Raw genomic sequence first — 17,202 nt, 5'->3', positions numbered from 1 at the left:
AGCAAAAGGAGGCGTGAGGGAACGCACAATGCAAAATTATATTATTAAACGCTTGCTGGGCCTGATCCCGACGCTACTGATTGTGGCGGTGCTGGTGTTTCTGTTTGTCCACTTGCTGCCGGGCGATCCGGCGCGGTTGATTGCCGGGCCGGAAGCCGACGCGCAGGTCATTGAGCTGGTGCGCCAACAGCTTGGGCTGGATCAACCGCTGTGGCGGCAGTTCTGGCACTACATCGGCAATGTGCTGCAAGGCGATTTTGGTATCTCGATGGCCTCGCGCCGCCCGGTGGTGGAGGAAATCGCCAGCCGCTTTATGCCGACGCTGCTGCTGACTATCACCAGTATGTGCTGGGCGATGCTGTTTGGGCTCGGCGCGGGAATTGCCGCCGCCGTGTGGCGCAACCGCTGGCCGGATCATCTGGGGATGGCGCTGGCGGTAACGGGCATGTCATTCCCCGCGTTTGCACTCGGTATGTTGCTGATGCAGATCTTCTCGGTTGAACTCGGCTGGCTGCCGACCGTGGGTGCCGACAGCTGGCAACACTACATTTTGCCGTCATTAACGCTCGGTGCGGCAGTGGCGGCGGTGATGGCGCGTTTTACCCGCGCCTCGTTCGTGGACGTGCTCAACGAGGACTACATGCGTACCGCGCGTGCCAAAGGCGTAAGCGAGCGCTGGGTTATTCTCAAACATGGTCTGCGCAACGCGCTCATCCCGGTGGTCACCATGATGGGGCTGCAATTCGGCTTTTTGCTCGGCGGCTCCATTGTGGTGGAGAAAGTCTTCAACTGGCCTGGGCTGGGCCGTTTGCTGGTGGACTCGGTGGAGATGCGCGATTACCCGGTGATTCAGGCCGAGGTGCTGCTCTTCTCGCTGGAGTTTATTCTTATCAACTTAGTGGTGGATGTGCTCTACGCCGCCCTTAATCCCACGATCAGGTACAAGTAAGGATGCGATTATTAAACTGGCGTCGACAGGCGGTGCTAAACGCCATGCCCGTAGTCAAACCGGGGCATGTGCGCACGCCGTGGCATGAATTCTGGCGGCGTTTTTGCCGCCAGCCGCTGGCGATGGCCGCCGGGATTTTTGTGCTGCTGCTGATCCTGTTGGCGATTGTCGCCCCGTGGATAGCCCCGTTCGATGCGGAAAACTATTTTGACTATGACCGGCTTAATGAAGGGCCGTCGCTGGTGCACTGGTTCGGCGTTGATTCACTGGGGCGCGACATTTTAAGCCGTGTGCTGGTCGGCGCGCAGATTTCGCTTGCCGCCGGTCTTTTTGCGGTGCTGATTGGCGCGCTCATCGGTACGGTGCTGGGATTGCTGGCGGGTTACTACGAAGGCTGGTGGGATCGCCTGATTATGCGCATCTGCGATGTGCTGTTCGCGTTTCCCGGCATTCTGCTGGCGATTGCGGTGGTGGCGGTGATGGGTAGCGGCATGGCGAACGTGATCATCGCCGTGGCGGTGTTCTCCGTGCCGGCGTTTGCCCGTCTGGTGCGCGGTAACACGCTGGTGCTCAAGCAACAAACCTTTATCGAATCCGCGCGCAGCATCGGGGCCAGCGATGCGGTGATCCTGTTTCACCATATTCTGCCGGGCACGGTATCGTCGATTGTGGTCTATTTCACCATGCGTATCGGCACGTCGATTATCTCAGCCGCCAGCCTCTCATTTTTAGGCCTGGGCGCGCAGCCGCCCACCCCGGAGTGGGGCGCGATGCTCAATGAAGCGCGTGCGGATATGGTGATTGCGCCGCATGTGGCGCTGTTCCCTTCGCTGGCGATTTTTCTGACGGTGCTGGCGTTTAACCTGCTGGGTGATGGCCTGCGCGACGCGCTGGACCCGAAGATTAAGGGATAGAAGGTTCCCTCTCCGTATGAGGAGAGGGAAGGAAGGCTTAAACGCGGGAGCCCCACAGATCGTATTCGTCGGCGTTTTCCACTTTCACGCGGACAACGTCGCCCGGTTTAACCCCGGTTTCGCCGTTCAGGTACACCGCGCCGTCGATTTCCGGAGCGTCCGCCATGCTGCGGCCAATCGCGCCTTCTTCGTCCACTTCATCGATGATCACCAGAATTTCGCGGTCGATTTTTTCCTGCAAGCGCTCGGCGGAGATCTGCTGTTGCAGTTGCATAAAGCGGTTCCAGCGCTCCTCTTTCACCTCTTCCGGCACCTGATCGGCCAGTTCGTTGGCGGTTGCGCCTTCTACCGGGCTGTATTTAAAGCAGCCGACGCGATCCAGACGCGCTTCCTGGAGGAAATCGAGCAGCATCTGGAAATCTTCTTCAGTTTCGCCAGGGAAACCGACGATAAAGGTGGAACGCAGCGTCAGTTCCGGGCAGATTTCACGCCACTGCTTAATGCGCGCCAGTTGTCTGTCGACCGCGCCGGGGCGCTTCATCAGCTTGAGAATGCGCGGGCTGGCGTGCTGCAACGGGATATCCAGATATGGCAGGATCTTGCCTTCCGCCATCAGCGGAATGACATCATCCACGTGCGGGTACGGGTAAACGTAGTGCAGACGCGTCCAGACACCGAGTTTCGCCAGTTGCTCACACAGGCCAACCATGCTGGTTTTCACCGGCTCGCCGTTGTGAAAGCCCATGCGGTGTTTTACATCCACGCCGTAAGCGGAGGTGTCCTGCGAGATCACCAGCAGCTCTTTCACACCGGCATCGACCAGACGTTTGGCTTCGGCTAACACCTCGCCAATCGGGCGGCTTACCAGATCGCCACGCATCGACGGAATAATGCAGAACGTGCAGCGGTGGTTACAGCCTTCGGAAATTTTCAGGTAAGCGTAGTGGCGCGGCGTCAGTTTGACGCCCTGTTCCGGCACCAGGCTCAGGAACGGATTGTGCTTTGGTTTCGGCACATAGTGATGAACATGTTCCAGTACCTGCTCATAGCTGTGCGGCCCGGTGATCTCCAGCACTTTCGGGTGCACTTCGCGGATCTGATCCTCTTTTGCGCCCAGGCAGCCGGTCACAATGACTTTGCCGTTTTCATTCAGCGCTTCGCCGATGGCTTCCAGCGACTCTTGCACCGCGCTGTCGATAAAACCGCAGGTATTGACGATAACCATGTCAGCGTTGTCATAGCTTGGCACCACGTCATAACCTTCGGTGCGCAGTTCGGTGAGAATCCGTTCGGAATCCACCAGGTTTTTTGGGCAGCCAAGAGAGACAAAGCCGATTTTCGGCTGCAGGTTCACATTGCTCATAGTTCAAAAATTAATCAGTTATAGGATCTTAGGGCAGGGATTGTACAGGGCTCTCGCCTGGATTTATAGGGTAATTAAGGGGGAATACTTACAGAAGCGCATGCGGCCTACAAAGAGAATGCCGCAGAAGGTAATCGGATGGATAACTCACAAGGAGGCTGTTGCATATCAGCCTGAATATTTGCAAGCAGCAAATTCGCCTCGCTATTACAGCGTGCTCGGTGGTAACAGCCCGAAGGACTTAGGCCGACTTGATCCTGAGGACATTATCTTTCTACCAAGGCACGGCATTTTATGTTGATCTTCATACTGAATATCACACCTCGCAGACAAGCGATTTTTGCCGGGTTCGTTGTATGGTTTGCATCAATACAGCTTTGCTTTGAGGCATTTCTGGCATAAGCGGTATGCTCCTTTTTGACAGCGCTGTCATGCCCTTACACTGTTAATCCTCAAAGGAACGCAAACCATGAAAACCAAATTACATGCACTTTTCTTGCTGGGATTCCTGTCGTTCGGAAGCCAGGCTGAATCATTCACTATTAATGCTAAAGCCCACTGTATTTATCCGCCGCTGAGTAATGTGGCATTGCAGGCTGGAACAGCATTGCAGTTCCAGTTGGCGCCAGGTACATATACGATGTCGCTGCTATCCAATAATATGAGCTGCATGAACGGTTCGTTAGCGAATGGCTGCAATATCAGCACAATCTATTTGCAGGGCGGCTTGGGGAATGGGCGCTGGGGCTTAACGCTCAGCACTACGCCGATTACAGTTAACGTACCGACGGTTTCCAAATTCATGGCGTATGTCACAGATGATAACTGCGTGGATAACACTGGGCAGGCGACGATTCAGGCAGACAAAATCCAGTAACCTTCGCTCTTTTTACCTTAAAGCCGCACCGCTTCAGGGGCGGCTTTTTCCTGCGCAGTAGTAAATGACGCTAAGAAAAGAACCCTGCCGACGGTAACGTTGAGGTGTGTTCGAAAGATATGGACCTATGGCGAATTTATTGCAATTAAGAATAATTCCTATTAACTTTTGCCCGGTTCAATTTCATTTTTCAGCCGGAGCAGCCAGAGCTGCGTTTTGATAATATAAGGGAAAACGGCATGATCAATTGTCGAGCTTATGCCATGCGCCTGGTGCCTTTTCTGATGCTCTGCGCGGCGAACAGTTATGCCCGCCCGGACATGACGCCGTTGGGGCCGAATATCGCCGATAAAGGTTCTGCGTTTTATCATTTCACTGTTAATACTTTTGATTCCGCCGACGGCAAGCGCCATTACAAAGTGTGGACCGCCATCCCGAATAAAAAGCCGCCCGCCAGTGGTTATCCGGTGCTCTATCTGCTGGACGGCAACGCGGTGATGGACCGGTTATCCGATGAGCTGTTGCAAAAACTGTCGCAGCGCGATCCGCCCGTGCTGGTGGCGATTGGCTATCAGACCGATCTGCCGTTTGAGTTAACCGCCAGAGCGTATGACTACACGCCCGCAACGCAAAGTAGCCCGCAGAACCTGCGCGGCAGAACCGGTGGCGGTAGCGCGGTTTTCCGCAGGTTACTGGAGCAGACCATTGCCCCGCTGGCTGAAAAAGATCTCGCTATCGACCCGCAAAAGCGGGCGCTGTGGGGGCACTCTTACGGGGGACTGTTCGTGCTGGAGAGTTTTCTGTCGTCCGATTTCTTTCACACGTTCTACTCAGCCGTTCCTTCGCTGGATCGTAATAACGCTGCACTACTGAGCGCACTTGAGCGTGTTAACACAGCGCAGAGCCGCCAGAAATCAGTGTGGTTTATGGAAGGCGACGGCGACAGAAAAACGCGGGACGAAAACGCCACCTCGGACGTGTTAACTACCCTAAGCCAGACGGTTTCACGCCTGCGTAGCAGAGGCATACCGGCAACTTACCGGCTTTATCCCGGCCTGACGCACGGCGCGATGTTTGCCGCCTCGATGCACTCGGCGCTGTTGCATGTGTCCGGTGAGACGCTTTCTGAAGCAGAGTAAAAAAGGCCGCGAATGCGGCCTTCAGCGGTTTAGCTCAATGCATAAATCGCGTCGAAAATGGTGGCGGGAATACACCAGTCTTTGGTGAACTCTTCAAGTGCTTCCAGGTTCTCTTTGAAATGCGCCAGCATGATATCAATTGCCTGCGCTTCGTCTTCCGCCTGGGTTTCAAATGGCATTTTGCGAAAGCCATCAGCTTTAAGCTGCCGCACTTCTTCGGCGGACAAGGTTTTTTTCTCATAGACATTCACGGCAATGTCACTGGAGTAGAACACATAGGTTTTCATGACATCTTCCTTGTAAATGAAGCGGTTGGTGACAGCTATGTTATCGGCATCGGGCAACGTTCGTTTACCCCTGCACGATATAAATTATTACTATGCGCTTCGCTTGCCCGGTAAAAAAGCCCCTGGTTTTCGTCTTTTCTCGCGCTCACCGGCGCGAAAAATTCATGCTAATTTGAACGTTTTCCTCACGTGATAAAGGCAGGGTTATGGCAAGTTTCGACGTTCAGGAATGGCGCAAAGAGAATTACCTGGTAACAACCGACGCCGAAAAGCAGGATATTGCAGCGATCCACCGTTATCTGACGCGATCAACATGGGCGGTGGGGATTGACCGGGAAACGGTGGCGATCTCCGTGCAAAATAGCCTTAATTTCGGTCTGTTTCATGGTGAGGCGCAGATAGGTTTTGCCCGGTTAGTGACCGATTACGCCACCTTCGCCTACCTGTGTGATGTGTATGTGCTGGAAGCGTATCAGGGGCAAAAACTGGGAAAATGGTTAATCGCCTGCTGCCATGCGCATCCGGTTTTTGAAAAACTGCGCCGGATTGTTCTGTTTACTTCCACCGCGCCCTGGCTGTACGCGCAGGCGGGTTATGAACCTGTTAACCGGCCCGATTACACGTGGACGATTGCCCGTCCGGATATCTACAAGAGCAGGAATAACCCGACTAAAGAGTAGCGCGCCTGCACCATCGCGGTAAAAGTAGGCAATGTGGTTAATGCCGCGTTGCCATTGCTATGCCGTTCCCGCGCTGGTAAAAACGCCCGGTTTACTAACACCGGAAAGGGAAAAACGATGCGCAGGGCAATCATTAAGATTCTGGCGGGGCTGCTGTATGTGGTGCTCGCCTTTTTTATTAGCGCTGTCATCAAGCCGGTTAACCAGTTCTGGCAATGGTCATCGGACTGGCTGTTTGATCTGCTCTGGCGACACCACATGATTACCGATACCTACGAATGGGGGATGGATCCACCAGGCACCATAATGCTGGTGACAATTGTGCTGGTGATCGCCTGGCTTTTAGCCCGCAGCGTTAAAGTGCTACGGGCTAAAATCGGGCGCTGAGTGCCGCGTTTTACCATCCGTATTCTGAATAGGGTTGCCCGGCAGCGATCTGCGCAATCGCCTGTTTGACATAGCCAATCGTGTTTTCAGGTAAATCGTCAATGGCGTACCAGCATAAATCGCCATGTTTCTCCGGCTCGGCGATAAACGGCTCGCCCTGCCAGCGTGTGCAACTGAAAAAGTGGCCCATCCACGAGCGATTCTCTGTCCAGACGTGCAGCGTATGCGCCAGCTGAAGATCATCCGGTGCGATTACCACGCCCGTCTCCTCGTTGGCTTCCCGTGCCGCTGCTGCCCCCAGCGTTTCGTACTGCTCCAGACCACCGGCGGGTAGGCTATAGCAACCGTCCATCCAGCCTGTTCCGGTGCGTTTAAGCATGCAAATCTGCTTCTCTTTTCGCAGCAATACGAATACCGCAACCGACAGGTTATAGCGCTCTCTTGTCATTTTCTTCCCTCTGTTTATCCTTCAGCCTGATATGCTCCTGCGGCACCCAACCCTGTTCTCCATCCGCTTTTTGCGCGTAGTACCAACCATTAAGCGCCTTGATAAGCGTGAGTGTTTCCCCGATTCGCACGGTGAGTTCATGGGCGCAATAGTCATCAAGCGCTGTTCCTTCACATGCACACAGCGGTGCGAAAAGCTGCTGCGGCGCCCAACCACTTTTTCCTGAGGCTAACGTCACCCACACCCAGCCGCGCCACTGCAAATCGCAATGACTTATCAGCACGCGTTCGCCTTTGCCGACCGCAATCGGATCGGGATACGCCGACGTGTAATCGCGGATAACTTTCGCCTGGGATGGCATCGCTTTACACCATGCCATTATTGCCGTGGCGCAGAAATGCCGGGCGCTGGTTTAACCGCGCGAACCAGGCGTCAATGGCAGGAACCGGCGGGTGGTCGAATGGCGTCATCTTCCAGCGGTTGACCGACAGCCCCAGCACCACATCCGCCAGCGTAAAGGTGTCACCTGCGGCGAATGCTCCGGTGCGCTGCAATTGCTGCTCCAGAATGCCGATGCAGTGATTCCACTCTTTGATGCCTGCTGCGATGGCTTTCGGGTCGTTAAAGTCCGGGTTCTTGCGTGCCAGCGCCGGGAAGACATAACGCCAGGCGTTGTTGAACTCGGTGGCCTGCCAGTCCATCCAGTGTTCAACGTTGGCGCAGGCTTGCGGCTCACTGGGAAGCAAATCCTCACGCCCGGCTTTACGCACCAGATAACGGCAAATCGAGTTGGATTCCCACAATACAAAACCGTCGTCTATCAGTACCGGCACCATCGCGTTAGGGTTCATGGCGCGGAATTCATCCGTTTCGGTGGAGGCAAAACCGCTGCCGTAATCTTCCTGCACATAATCCAGCCCGGCTTCTTCACAGGTCCAGAGTACTTTTCGCACATTGATCGATGTCGTTTTGCCAAGAATTTTAAGCATGTTGCAGGTGTCCATTCGTGTAATTAATCGTTTAAAAACAATACACCAGACAAATGCTTTCTGACCACCTGCAGATGCGTGCCAGCACGTCACGGTCACTCATGACATTAGCGGACGGCAAACACACGGGATAAAGCGTAATGCATGGCGGCAGACGCGTAAGGGTGAGAACAGTCGTGCGGGGGCGTGATGGGGGCAGTCTGACTCAGTGAGCGGCGGGTGAGATTGAGCAAGTTAACTGATTCATTTGTGAAAATTATGGATTGCTGCGGGCGCGGGATATCACCGAGCACGTTGGTTGGCTGGCGTGGCTCACTTTAAGTGAAATGTAAAGGTCCGGCAGATAAAATTAAATATTGACCGGACGCATGCTTTTGTTCAAAAAGCGACCATACTATGATCCTACACTGGCTGACAAGGGGGGAAGATGTATGACCGTTGATGAACTTGCGCGTCGTCTGCTGACGAAGTTGATTGCTGCCCGAAGTGACCTTGCGGCCTATATCCAGATGCGAAAAGCGAAAGGGTATATGTCGGTCAGCGAAAATGATCGTCTGCGTGAACGCTTCTTTGCCCTGGCGCTGGAGATCCGCGATAAAGGCGAACGGTTAAACGAAATGCCGGATCGCGACTCACGTAGTGCGATATACCGCGCCGAGGAAGCGCTCTCCTCAGCAGCTGTTTGTCTGATGAGCGGGCGACAGGATTGTCCCACCTATATTTCGGTGAATGTCGACAAGCTGGAACGTTCGCTGAATGTGCTTAATTACTGCATTCAGTATCTGAACGAGCATTCACCGCTCGAAGAAGCCTGATACCAGGGGGAGGAAACTCCCCCTTTCTGCCCCTGCCTCCTCGACGTTGCTCCGCCGGTTTTACTGTAACACCCGCGCTGCGCATGCGGTTGTGTATAGGCAGTGTAAAAGTCGCTTCTGCCCGCGCTGCACGGTCTACCCTTTATCAGAATAAAAAACTGCATAAAGGAGCGCCGTATGCGCCAGATCCCGCTGCTTTTTCTGTTTCTCTCCCTCTCGGTGTGCGCCGCACCTGCTGCGGTGAAAGTCGATGTATTGCAAACCAAACTCGATCACCCCTGGGCGCTGGCGTTTCTGCCCGATAATCACGGTATGTTGATTACCCTGCGCGGCGGGCAGCTGCGTTTATGGCAACAAGATAAGGGAATTTCCGACCCGATTACTGGCGTTCCCGAAGTCTGGGCGCACGGGCAGGGGGGCTTGCTGGATGTGGCGCTGGCACCGGATTTTGCCCAGTCGCGCCGGGTGTGGCTGAGCTACGCCGAGGCCGGTCAGGATGATAAAGCCGGAACGGCGGTCGGGTATGGCCGTCTTAGCGAGGATTTTAAACGCCTCGATGATTTCCGGACGGTGTTTCGCCAGCAGCCGAAACTCTCTACCGGTAACCATTTTGGCGGTCGGCTGGTGTTTGATGGTAAAGGCTATTTATGGATTGCGCTCGGCGAGAATAACCAGCGCTCGACGGCGCAGGATCTGGATAAATTACAGGGCAAACTGGTGCGGCTGACGGACCAGGGCAAGGTGCCGAAGGATAACCCGTTTGTCGGTAAAGCGGGGGCACGAGCGGAAATCTGGTCTTACGGTATTCGCAATCCGCAGGGAATGGCAATCAACCCGTGGAGTAACGCGTTGTGGCTCAACGAGCATGGCCCGCGCGGCGGCGATGAGATCAACATTCCGCAAAAGGGTAAAAATTACGGCTGGCCAATTGCCACCTGGGGTATCAACTACAGCGGGCTGAAGATCCCGGAAGCGAAAGGGGAGATTGTCGCCGGAACCGAGCAGCCGATCTTTTACTGGAAACGATCCCCGGCGGTCAGCTGTATGGCGTTTTACAACGCTGACGTTTTCCCGCAGTGGAAAAACAAACTGTTTATCGGCGCGCTGAAAGAGAAAAATGTCATCGTCATGAGCGTGCAGGGTGACAAGGTGACGGAAGATGGCCGTATTCTCGGCGATCGCGGGCAGCGTATTCGCGATGTTCGCGTTGGGCCGGACGGTTATCTCTATGTTCTGACCGATGAATCCGACGGCGCATTGTGGAAAGTCAGCCCGGCCTCCTGAAGCAGAAAGGGGATATTCCCCTTTCTTCATTCTGCGTATTAGTCGTAGGTATTTTCCGTTCTGGCGTTAACAGGTAAAAGCTATATTTTATTTTTCTATAAACGTTTTCATCTAATTACTTTTAAATAAACAAATGCCGAATTTTTTATTTTTATAGCGTTTGGTTATGTGGCTCTTTTTATTTAAGTGCCTGCCGCGATTGCCGATAACTGAATATCTTAGAGTATGCGTTAAAGGAGAGATAATAATGCATCATCAAGGTATTTCGGGTACGTCGACGGATATTTATGAATTGATTTCGCGCATTGGTAACGTCACCCGCATGTTAAGAAGCAGCCTGCGTGAGTTAGGCCACGATATCACCATTGCTGAACTGGCTAACTCCATCCCTGACGCGCGCAGTCGTTTGCAATATGTCGTCGATCTTACGGCGCAGGCATCGGGTAAGACGCTCACCTATATCGAACTGACACAACCCCTGCAGGAGCAACTGAGCCAGCAAGCCAGCCAGCTGCTTTCGCAATGGCAGCAACATAATGAAGCCGCAAGTATCGATGAGACGATGGCGCTTGCCCGCGCCACGCATGATTGGCTGGGTTCTGTGCCGACGTGCACCGAAGCCAGCAAATCCTGGCTGCGGGAAATTATGATGGCGCAGGATTTCCCGGATACCACGGCGCGGATTATTGTGCGCATGATGGCGTTGCTGGAAAATATTGAGAAAGAATTCCTGAACGTGCTGTTAGAAAACGTACCGCGAGAAGGGCGCGCGGCAATCAAGCAAGCCAGCGCTGATCCGGCAGCCCCGCAGGCAGCCGAGCAAGATATTGACGAATTGCTGAATAGCCTTGGTCTGTAATTTATTTTGTTAGTGCTTCACCCTCGTTGTTGTGCTTATTGATATCCTCTAATTGTTATTTTGGTGAATGCAATTCTATTGCATTCACTTTTTTTGGCTGTTTATCTCGCATAACAAACGCACGCCTTTAAATAAAAAAATCCCGCAATGCCATCAACATATGCGGGATAAAAAAGAAAAATAAATTCGTTATGCTCAATGAAGCCCGCCCTCATGACAAAGCGGGTGTTAGTCAAGGAATGACATCGTTGAAATCCGCTCTGAAGGAGGTAAGCGGATTTCACACAACTTAACGCAGCAGGGACAGCATGGTCTGCGGAACCTGGTTAGCCTGCGCCAGTACGGAGCTGCCAGCTTGCTGCAGGATCTGCGAACGGGACATGTTAGACACTTCTGTCGCGTAGTCAGAATCCTGAATACGGCTGCGCGCTGCCGACAGGTTGTTCACGGTGTTGTTCAGGTTGGAAATGGTTGATTCAAAACGGTTCTGGGATGCACCGAGCAGGCTGCGTTCGGTATCCACGGCTTTGATGGCTTTATCCAGATCGGCCAGCGGATTACCGTCGGTGGTGCCGCCGGAGCTGACAACGCCCTGCAGCACATCAAAGCCATGCGCATCAGTAGAACGTGCGCTGCCGTTGACGATCTGGCCTGTTGTTGCGGCCGTCGCACCGGTGGTGTTGTAGAGGTTGAACGCGTCGCTGCTGCTCACGGTAATGCTGATGGTTTCGCCATCTTTCGCGCCAACCTGGAAATTATACTGGCTGTCGCCCGAGCCGGTATTCAGCACTTTCAGGCCGTTAAAATCGGTCTGGGTGGTAATGCGGTTGATCTCTTCCATACGCTGGTTAACTTCCGCCTGGATGGAGTCGACATCGGATGCGGAGTTAGAGCCATTCTGCGCTTGTACAGTCAGGTCGCGAATACGCTGCAGGTTATTATTCACTTCGCTCAGTGCGCCTTCGGTAGTCTGCGCCAGTGAAATGCCGTCATTCGCGTTACGCACCGCAACGGAAAGACCATTAATATTTGACGTGAAACGGTTAGCAATTGCCTGACCAGCAGCATCATCTTTTGCGCTATTAATACGCAGACCGGATGACAGACGCTCAATAGACGTGCCTAAAGAAGACTGAGATTTGCTCAGGTTATTTTGGGTCATTAAAGACAACGTGTTGGTATTAATAACGGCCATTTCATTTCTCCAGAAACATAGAAGTAATCTATGAGTATTGCCCAATATTGCTGGGCGAAATGGATATCGCCCACGGGGAATAAAAATTTAAATACCTAATAGTTTATTTTTACAAATGAAGCGATTTAATATGATGGTTTTATAACTAATAGCGGCTTTAAATATATTTAAATTGCCGCTGATGCATTCTATTTTAATGATGCTTATAGGCTCATCCGATCATAATTTCGCATAGATTAGTGAGAAATAAGAATAACCGCATTAGGCTAGTTTAGTATTGCTAAACTACAATTAAGTATTGTTGAGTTGTTTGTTGGAAAGAATATTTTTTGTAACTTTAATGCAGGTAAATTCGCTTTTCCTGACGCCAGGATGCTGCTAGGCTCATATTTAATCAGGTGGTTGTCTTCAACGTTATTTGTCCTGAAAGGTTAAATGTTGCCCATAATGTGGGTACTAAAAGCAAATTATAACATTATTGCATCGTTGCATCCCATTAAGCGGTTGATGATATGAATTAACAATTAAAGTTTTGCGCCAGAATTTCGATTACTGATTAGAAAGAATATTGCGTTGTTTATATAACAAATAACTGAATAGTTGTGCCGGAGATGGCACTTAAATTAAATTTAGCACGAAAAATCACGCATCAGTCCCGGTCGTGTTTGCTGCCCTGGCTGAAACATAAAAGGCTTATATTGTGTGGTGTTTCTGTGTTTTTTGTCTGCACACGGGAGAGTTGACGTTATGAGAACGCAAGATTTGGAATACTTCGTCGCGTTGATAAAACATATGAATTTTCAAAAGGCGGCTGAGGAGTGCGATGTTTCTCAACCCACCCTGAGCATTCAAATCAAAAAACTGGAAGAGGAATTAGGCATTCCATTGCTGCACCGCAAAGGCAAAGGGTTTAGCCTGTCGCCGATCGGCTTGCATTTGTTGCCACTGATCGAAAATATTCTTCGAGAGGTGCATAACCTGCATGAGTTAGCGCAGCGGCTACGTTTCCAACCGGTTGGCGTTATCAATATTGGTGTAACCCCGACGCTTGGGTCGTATATATATGAAGACCTGTTCAGCGCCTTCAAAGAAAAATTTCCGGATAATGAGATCAAGCTCCATGAAGTCAGTGAAGATAATTTGCTGAGTATGTTAGGCAAAGGGCAATTACAGTTGGGGCTGCTGATAGGGCCGATTGCTAACGATAACTTCCTCGAGGCTCAGCTCTATGAAGAGCAATTTGTGCTGGGCGTAAACAACAGCCATCCGCTGTCGAAACAAGAAGTGATTGATCTCAGCGAGTTGAAAAAAACATAAACTTATTATGACCAAATCGATGCCAGAACATCTCAATCTTGAACCTGGCAGCGAAGAGATCCTCAACCATGCACGGAGTATTTCAAACGATCTGGAAACTATCCGATATATGGTAAAAAATTCGGATAATGTCTCGTTTTTTCCAAAACTTTCAACGCTCGGTAACGATCACAACAGTATAAAATATATTAATATCAAAAATAATAATTTATCCCGTCGGGTTTTCATGATGGTGCGTGAAGGCGATATTATGAAAGAAAAATATTATAGTTTTGGCAGCGACGTTGGCGGCAGAATTAACGCAAGGCTGAATACGCTGTAATGGCTTTATTGTCTTAATTACGCAGTAACCACAGCCTCATGATCGCTGGCTATGAACATATGTTGAGATACAAACATTCTTTTTTTGAAAAGTGTTTGTCTCTCAGCCCTATTACTGTGTCTGTAATTTGGGATTAGTCCGTTTTATTGCACTTAATTGTTAATGAAAACGCCGGGTGTAGACGCTGGCAAATTTAATGATGTCAGAGGTGATTCATGTTTCTTAATCCAAAATATACCAACGTTCATCGTTCGCTACTTGCCATTATCAAACCTGCATTGAATGAACATGCTTTTGAAAATAAAAGAACGGACGCCTGTTTTGCGCTGAAAAAATTGATGGCGCTGTATAATGAACTTCGCGTTGAACTGACGCTGCAGCCATATCCGCCAGAGTTGACCGATTTTTTATTTACCTATGAATGTGCGTTGATAACACTGGATGATTATTTACACTCCAGCTCCCCCAGAGAAATGAGTCACGCCATTAGCACCTGCTTTCAATATATAGAAACCGTCCCGGTATTGCTGCGGCGTGTTTCGGTTCAGTACCGCATGCAAGCCATGTGAAAATTAATGATTTAGCTGTAGCGGAAATCTTATATCACTTTACGAGATGGGTATGATGGATAATGTCGCCACTGAGCAGTTGGGGCTGTCGTTAGAACGGGCAAGTTTTTTAAAGAAAAGATCGCAATCATTTCTGTCGGTCGCCAGACAATCTGGCTTAGCCGGTTACGCTTTTACTCAGCGGGATGATGCGCTGAGTGATGATCATGCTGCGGTGATTTCGGGTATGGAGTTTGGCGAAGAGGTGACGCTTTTGCAGGAGACTCTGCAAAATATCGATTTTGCTATCCATAAACTCGACGCGATAAATAATGATGAAGTGGCCGAACCTGACGTGATGGCCTTTTATCAGGATGCAATCGAGCTTCTTGATGAGGCCGAAGCGCTGCTGGAAGAGTGCTGCGAAGTGGATCATATTGACTACGCAACGGATGAGATCGAATGGGATGAAAGTAGCCTGGTTCCCTTAGAAGACGATCCACTGTTTGCGGATGGCGAGGGCGAAGAGGAGTAACGTCTTTGCTGCTGGCTGCCAGACTTTATAGATGCCGCGTGGGTGTACCGGATGGCGCCGGCGCGTTTGCTGTCAACAGCAGGCGATAACGTCAGCGCCACCGGTTAAAAACAGGTTCAGGTCACCGGGATCATTACCGCGTTTTTGAAGCCGGGACGTTCGCACAATTGCACATACCAGCGTTGCAGGTTGGCGTGCGGTGCCCAACTTAACCCGTTGATATTGTAAAGGTTATAGATAAACGGGCCGACGGCGATGTCGCCGCAGCCAAACGCTTCCCCTGAGAGCCAGGGCTGTTTTGCCAGTACATCGTCGAGCATCGCGAACAGCCCATCCAGCGCTTTTTTGTTGGCTTCAATCGCGGCGTTGTCGCGCTGTTCCGGCGCGGTGCGCACCAGCCCCTGCAGCAGTGGGCCATGTTTTGGCGAAAGGGTGCTCAGCGCCCAGTCCATCCACTTTTCCCCTTGCGCACGCTCAGCAGGGGAGTCGACCCACAAACGGCCCTGACCGTACTGCGCCGCCAGGTAACGCACGATGGTGTTGGACTCCCAAAGCACCACGTTGGTTTCATCGTCCCGTAGCAGCGGCACCAGACCATTCGGGTTCATCGCCAGATACTCAGGCTCATGGTTCACGCCGAACTCTCTGCCCGCCAGAATATGCTGGTACGGTAATTCCAGCTCTTCCAGCAGCCAGCGAACTTTTTTGACGTTAGTAGAGTTATTTCTGCCCCATAGCGTTATCATTTTTACCTCAGTGGTGTGAATGAGTGTCGGTGTGACATTCATCGTGTGCCAATCTCCGACATTCTTCAAGTTGCAGATGTGCGGGTTTTGTTACCGGTTTCTTCGTAAGCGTCGTTCCTTCGACGCCAGCGCAAGCACGGCTCAACGCGCGAGGTGCAACACGAATGATTCAGGGGATAAATATTCAGCACAAACGGAGCGCAACACGCTGTTATTGCGTAAACTTTAAAAACTTTACCCAGTGACGGTTTTTTTCGTTTCGTTTGTGCGCTATTACTCACCGTTTGTTGCGGCACGGTGTTGTGACGTTTTTGAATGGATACTCGGGTGGCCCCTATGACGCATTTCTCTTTATCCCTTCGCAGCCTGGTTGCGGGCTCTGCGCTGTTGATGCTTTTCTCCCCTTCGTTGTACGCGGTGGAACAAACGCCGGGTGCGCCTACCGTCGATGCGAGGGCGTGGATCCTGATGGATTACGCCAGCGGTAAGGTGCTGGCAGAAGGCAACGCTGACGAGAAGCTTGATCCTGCCAGCCTCACGAAGCTGATGACCAGCTATGTAGTTGGCCAGGCGCTGAAGGCCGGAAAAATTCATCTCACTGATACAGTGACCGTCGGCAAAGACGCCTGGGCGACCGGCAACCCGGCGCTGCGTGGCTCTTCGCTGATGTTCCTGAAACCCGGCGATCAGGTTTCCGTGGCCGATCTCAACAAAGGCGTGATTATCCAGTCCGGCAACGATGCCAGTATCGCCATCGCAGATTTTGTGGCGGGAAGTCAGGACTCATTCGTCAGCCTGATGAACAGCTACGCGCAAAAACTCGGCCTGACCAATACCACCTTTAAAACGGTACATGGCCTGGATGCGCCAGGGCAGTTCAGCACCGCGCGTGATATGGCGCTGCTCGGCAAAGCACTGATTCGTGATGTGCCGGATGAGTACGCCATTCACAAAGAAAAAGAGTTCACCTTCAATAAGATCCGCCAGCCGAACCGTAACCGGTTGCTGTGGAGCACCAGCATGAACGTGGATGGCATGAAAACCGGCACCACCGATGGCGCGGGTTACAACCTGGTGGCCTCGGCGACACAAGGTGATATGCGCCTGATTTCTGTGGTGCTGGGCGCGAAAACCGACCGCATCCGTTTTAATGAGTCAGAAAAATTGCTCACCTGGGGTTTCCGTTTCTTCGACACGGTTACGCCTATCAAGCCTGACGCGACGTTTGTCAGCCAGCGCGTGTGGTTTGGCGATGAGAGCGAAGCGAAACTTGGCGCGGGCGATACAGGCTCTATCACCATTCCTAAGGGGCAATTAAATAACCTGAAAGCCAGCTACACCTTAACGCAGCCGGAACTGCAGGCACCGCTGGCTAAAGGCCAGGTGGTGGGCACCATCGATTTTCAGTTGAACGGTAAAACCATTGAGCAACGTCCGCTGGTGGTGATGGAAGCGGTGGAAGAGGCCGGTTTCATTGGCCGGATGTGGGATTTTGTGTTGCTGAAATTGCATCAGTGGTTTGGCGGCTGGTTCTCCTGATACAACCTC

21 protein-coding genes are annotated in these 17,202 nt (G+C 51.9%); 14 read left to right on the top strand and 7 right to left on the bottom strand.

Features of this window, described 5'->3' with window-relative positions; all coding sequences use genetic code 11:
* Positions 1 to 28 precede the first annotated feature (28 nt).
* Both gsiC and gsiD read left to right on the top strand, forming a co-directional pair.
* Positions 29 to 949, top strand: coding sequence for a glutathione ABC transporter permease GsiC (gene gsiC / locus AAIG26_RS12890; protein WP_020457156.1), 921 nt, complete (start codon positions 29 to 31; stop codon positions 947 to 949).
* 2 nt (positions 950 to 951) lie between these two features.
* Positions 952 to 1,863 carry a glutathione ABC transporter permease GsiD gene (gsiD, locus tag AAIG26_RS12885; protein ID WP_020457157.1) on the top strand — a complete coding sequence of 304 codons (912 nt, stop codon included), beginning with the start codon at positions 952 to 954 and terminating at the stop codon, positions 1,861 to 1,863.
* A 37-nt stretch (positions 1,864 to 1,900) separates the two neighbouring features.
* On the opposite strand, the gene rimO is transcribed toward gsiD, so the two are convergent.
* Positions 1,901 to 3,226 carry a 30S ribosomal protein S12 methylthiotransferase RimO gene (gene rimO / locus AAIG26_RS12880; protein ID WP_343179995.1) on the bottom strand — a complete coding sequence of 442 codons (1,326 nt, stop codon included), beginning with the start codon at positions 3,224 to 3,226 and terminating at the stop codon, positions 1,901 to 1,903.
* A gap of 469 nt (positions 3,227 to 3,695) precedes the next feature.
* On the opposite strand from rimO, the gene AAIG26_RS12875 reads away from it, so the two are divergent.
* The gene (locus tag AAIG26_RS12875) at positions 3,696 to 4,103 is read left to right on the top strand and encodes a hypothetical protein (RefSeq protein ID WP_086871778.1); all 408 of its coding nucleotides are present in this window, start codon (positions 3,696 to 3,698) and stop codon (positions 4,101 to 4,103) included.
* 239 nt (positions 4,104 to 4,342) lie between these two features.
* Positions 4,343 to 5,242 (top strand): alpha/beta hydrolase-fold protein, encoded by a 900-nt coding sequence (locus AAIG26_RS12870; protein WP_343179994.1) that lies wholly within the window; start codon positions 4,343 to 4,345, stop codon positions 5,240 to 5,242.
* Between the two features lie 29 nt (positions 5,243 to 5,271).
* Here the strand turns inward: AAIG26_RS12870 and AAIG26_RS12865 are convergent, their stop codons facing one another.
* On the bottom strand, positions 5,272 to 5,529 hold the full coding sequence (locus AAIG26_RS12865; protein ID WP_343179993.1) for a hypothetical protein: 258 nt from the start codon (positions 5,527 to 5,529) through the stop codon (positions 5,272 to 5,274).
* 206 nt (positions 5,530 to 5,735) lie between these two features.
* Here AAIG26_RS12865 and AAIG26_RS12860 point away from each other — a divergent pair, with 206 nt between their 5' ends.
* Positions 5,736 to 6,209: a GNAT family N-acetyltransferase gene (locus AAIG26_RS12860; protein WP_020457164.1), complete on the top strand. Its 474-nt coding sequence runs from the start codon at positions 5,736 to 5,738 to the stop codon at positions 6,207 to 6,209.
* Positions 6,210 to 6,326: 117 nt separating this feature from the next.
* Positions 6,327 to 6,596: a hypothetical protein gene (locus tag AAIG26_RS12855; protein WP_343179992.1), complete on the top strand. Its 270-nt coding sequence runs from the start codon at positions 6,327 to 6,329 to the stop codon at positions 6,594 to 6,596.
* A gap of 10 nt (positions 6,597 to 6,606) precedes the next feature.
* Here AAIG26_RS12855 and AAIG26_RS12850 read toward each other — a convergent pair whose 3' ends face one another.
* The 3 genes from AAIG26_RS12850 to AAIG26_RS12840 are packed head-to-tail and all read right to left on the bottom strand — an operon-like array spanning position 6,607 to position 8,033.
* On the bottom strand, positions 6,607 to 7,044 hold the full coding sequence (locus AAIG26_RS12850) for an NUDIX domain-containing protein (RefSeq protein ID WP_045506511.1): 438 nt from the start codon (positions 7,042 to 7,044) through the stop codon (positions 6,607 to 6,609).
* Complete coding sequence (locus AAIG26_RS12845) at positions 7,025 to 7,423, bottom strand: SH3 domain-containing protein (protein WP_343179991.1); 399 nt, start codon at positions 7,421 to 7,423, stop codon at positions 7,025 to 7,027. The genes AAIG26_RS12850 and AAIG26_RS12845 overlap by 20 nt, the downstream gene beginning before the upstream one ends.
* The gene (locus AAIG26_RS12840) at positions 7,410 to 8,033 is read right to left on the bottom strand and encodes a glutathione S-transferase family protein (protein ID WP_044489818.1); all 624 of its coding nucleotides are present in this window, start codon (positions 8,031 to 8,033) and stop codon (positions 7,410 to 7,412) included. Before AAIG26_RS12840 ends, AAIG26_RS12845 begins: the two co-directional genes overlap by 14 nt.
* 431 nt (positions 8,034 to 8,464) lie before the next feature.
* Between AAIG26_RS12840 and AAIG26_RS12835 the strand changes: the two genes are divergently transcribed.
* From AAIG26_RS12835 to AAIG26_RS12825, 3 genes are all read left to right on the top strand, one after another.
* Positions 8,465 to 8,848: a biofilm formation regulator BssR gene (locus tag AAIG26_RS12835; protein ID WP_017456065.1), complete on the top strand. Its 384-nt coding sequence runs from the start codon at positions 8,465 to 8,467 to the stop codon at positions 8,846 to 8,848.
* Positions 8,849 to 9,025: 177 nt separating this feature from the next.
* Positions 9,026 to 10,132, top strand: coding sequence for a PQQ-dependent sugar dehydrogenase (locus AAIG26_RS12830; protein ID WP_343179990.1), 1,107 nt, complete (start codon positions 9,026 to 9,028; stop codon positions 10,130 to 10,132).
* A gap of 247 nt (positions 10,133 to 10,379) precedes the next feature.
* Complete coding sequence (locus AAIG26_RS12825) at positions 10,380 to 10,991, top strand: protein phosphatase CheZ (protein WP_343179989.1); 612 nt, start codon at positions 10,380 to 10,382, stop codon at positions 10,989 to 10,991.
* A gap of 289 nt (positions 10,992 to 11,280) precedes the next feature.
* On the opposite strand, the gene AAIG26_RS12820 is transcribed toward AAIG26_RS12825, so the two are convergent.
* Positions 11,281 to 12,186 (bottom strand): flagellin, encoded by a 906-nt coding sequence (locus AAIG26_RS12820; protein ID WP_020457171.1) that lies wholly within the window; start codon positions 12,184 to 12,186, stop codon positions 11,281 to 11,283.
* 747 nt (positions 12,187 to 12,933) lie between these two features.
* On the opposite strand from AAIG26_RS12820, the gene AAIG26_RS12815 reads away from it, so the two are divergent.
* The 4 genes from AAIG26_RS12815 (at position 12,934) to AAIG26_RS12800 (ending at position 14,908) form a co-directional block, all read left to right on the top strand.
* Positions 12,934 to 13,503, top strand: a complete 570-nt coding sequence (locus AAIG26_RS12815; RefSeq protein WP_343179988.1) for a LysR family transcriptional regulator — start codon at positions 12,934 to 12,936, stop codon at positions 13,501 to 13,503.
* A 7-nt stretch (positions 13,504 to 13,510) separates the two neighbouring features.
* The gene (locus AAIG26_RS12810) at positions 13,511 to 13,825 is read left to right on the top strand and encodes a hypothetical protein (RefSeq protein ID WP_343179987.1); all 315 of its coding nucleotides are present in this window, start codon (positions 13,511 to 13,513) and stop codon (positions 13,823 to 13,825) included.
* Between the two features lie 215 nt (positions 13,826 to 14,040).
* Entirely contained in the window at positions 14,041 to 14,394 is a 354-nt protein-coding gene (locus tag AAIG26_RS12805; RefSeq protein ID WP_020457173.1) for a hypothetical protein, read from the top strand.
* Between the two features lie 52 nt (positions 14,395 to 14,446).
* Positions 14,447 to 14,908, top strand: a complete 462-nt coding sequence (locus AAIG26_RS12800; protein ID WP_343179986.1) for a hypothetical protein — start codon at positions 14,447 to 14,449, stop codon at positions 14,906 to 14,908.
* Positions 14,909 to 15,024: 116 nt separating this feature from the next.
* Here the strand turns inward: AAIG26_RS12800 and AAIG26_RS12795 are convergent, their stop codons facing one another.
* Complete coding sequence (locus AAIG26_RS12795; protein ID WP_313626660.1) at positions 15,025 to 15,654, bottom strand: glutathione S-transferase family protein; 630 nt, start codon at positions 15,652 to 15,654, stop codon at positions 15,025 to 15,027.
* A gap of 336 nt (positions 15,655 to 15,990) precedes the next feature.
* Between AAIG26_RS12795 and dacC the strand changes: the two genes are divergently transcribed.
* Positions 15,991 to 17,193: a serine-type D-Ala-D-Ala carboxypeptidase gene (gene dacC / locus AAIG26_RS12790; protein ID WP_020457176.1), complete on the top strand. Its 1,203-nt coding sequence runs from the start codon at positions 15,991 to 15,993 to the stop codon at positions 17,191 to 17,193.
* The last annotated feature ends 9 nt before the right edge of the window (positions 17,194 to 17,202 follow it).

Source organism: Kosakonia sp. PSU_27 (genome assembly GCF_039409795.1).
Classification (GTDB): Bacteria; Pseudomonadota; Gammaproteobacteria; order Enterobacterales; family Enterobacteriaceae; genus Kosakonia.
The sequence above is the reverse complement of the archived record's forward strand: the minus strand, read 5'-3'. Positions and strand labels throughout refer to the sequence as shown.

Coding starts and splice junctions, on each gene's coding strand:
- AAIG26_RS12830 (WP_343179990.1), top strand. CDS start 9,026: ATGCGCCAGATCCCGCTGCTTTTTCTGTTTCTCTCCCTCTCGGTGTGC.
- AAIG26_RS12850 (WP_045506511.1), bottom strand. CDS start 7,044: ATGACAAGAGAGCGCTATAACCTGTCGGTTGCGGTATTCGTATTGCTG.
- dacC (WP_020457176.1), top strand. CDS start 15,991: ATGACGCATTTCTCTTTATCCCTTCGCAGCCTGGTTGCGGGCTCTGCG.
- AAIG26_RS12870 (WP_343179994.1), top strand. CDS start 4,343: ATGATCAATTGTCGAGCTTATGCCATGCGCCTGGTGCCTTTTCTGATG.
- rimO (WP_343179995.1), bottom strand. CDS start 3,226: ATGAGCAATGTGAACCTGCAGCCGAAAATCGGCTTTGTCTCTCTTGGC.
- gsiC (WP_020457156.1), top strand. CDS start 29: ATGCAAAATTATATTATTAAACGCTTGCTGGGCCTGATCCCGACGCTA.
- AAIG26_RS12805 (WP_020457173.1), top strand. CDS start 14,041: ATGTTTCTTAATCCAAAATATACCAACGTTCATCGTTCGCTACTTGCC.
- AAIG26_RS12835 (WP_017456065.1), top strand. CDS start 8,465: ATGACCGTTGATGAACTTGCGCGTCGTCTGCTGACGAAGTTGATTGCT.
- AAIG26_RS12810 (WP_343179987.1), top strand. CDS start 13,511: ATGACCAAATCGATGCCAGAACATCTCAATCTTGAACCTGGCAGCGAA.
- AAIG26_RS12795 (WP_313626660.1), bottom strand. CDS start 15,654: ATGATAACGCTATGGGGCAGAAATAACTCTACTAACGTCAAAAAAGTT.
- AAIG26_RS12820 (WP_020457171.1), bottom strand. CDS start 12,186: ATGGCCGTTATTAATACCAACACGTTGTCTTTAATGACCCAAAATAAC.
- AAIG26_RS12845 (WP_343179991.1), bottom strand. CDS start 7,423: ATGGCATGGTGTAAAGCGATGCCATCCCAGGCGAAAGTTATCCGCGAT.
- AAIG26_RS12875 (WP_086871778.1), top strand. CDS start 3,696: ATGAAAACCAAATTACATGCACTTTTCTTGCTGGGATTCCTGTCGTTC.
- AAIG26_RS12840 (WP_044489818.1), bottom strand. CDS start 8,033: ATGCTTAAAATTCTTGGCAAAACGACATCGATCAATGTGCGAAAAGTA.
- AAIG26_RS12825 (WP_343179989.1), top strand. CDS start 10,380: ATGCATCATCAAGGTATTTCGGGTACGTCGACGGATATTTATGAATTG.
- AAIG26_RS12865 (WP_343179993.1), bottom strand. CDS start 5,529: ATGAAAACCTATGTGTTCTACTCCAGTGACATTGCCGTGAATGTCTAT.
- AAIG26_RS12800 (WP_343179986.1), top strand. CDS start 14,447: ATGATGGATAATGTCGCCACTGAGCAGTTGGGGCTGTCGTTAGAACGG.
- gsiD (WP_020457157.1), top strand. CDS start 952: ATGCGATTATTAAACTGGCGTCGACAGGCGGTGCTAAACGCCATGCCC.
- AAIG26_RS12815 (WP_343179988.1), top strand. CDS start 12,934: ATGAGAACGCAAGATTTGGAATACTTCGTCGCGTTGATAAAACATATG.
- AAIG26_RS12860 (WP_020457164.1), top strand. CDS start 5,736: ATGGCAAGTTTCGACGTTCAGGAATGGCGCAAAGAGAATTACCTGGTA.
- AAIG26_RS12855 (WP_343179992.1), top strand. CDS start 6,327: ATGCGCAGGGCAATCATTAAGATTCTGGCGGGGCTGCTGTATGTGGTG.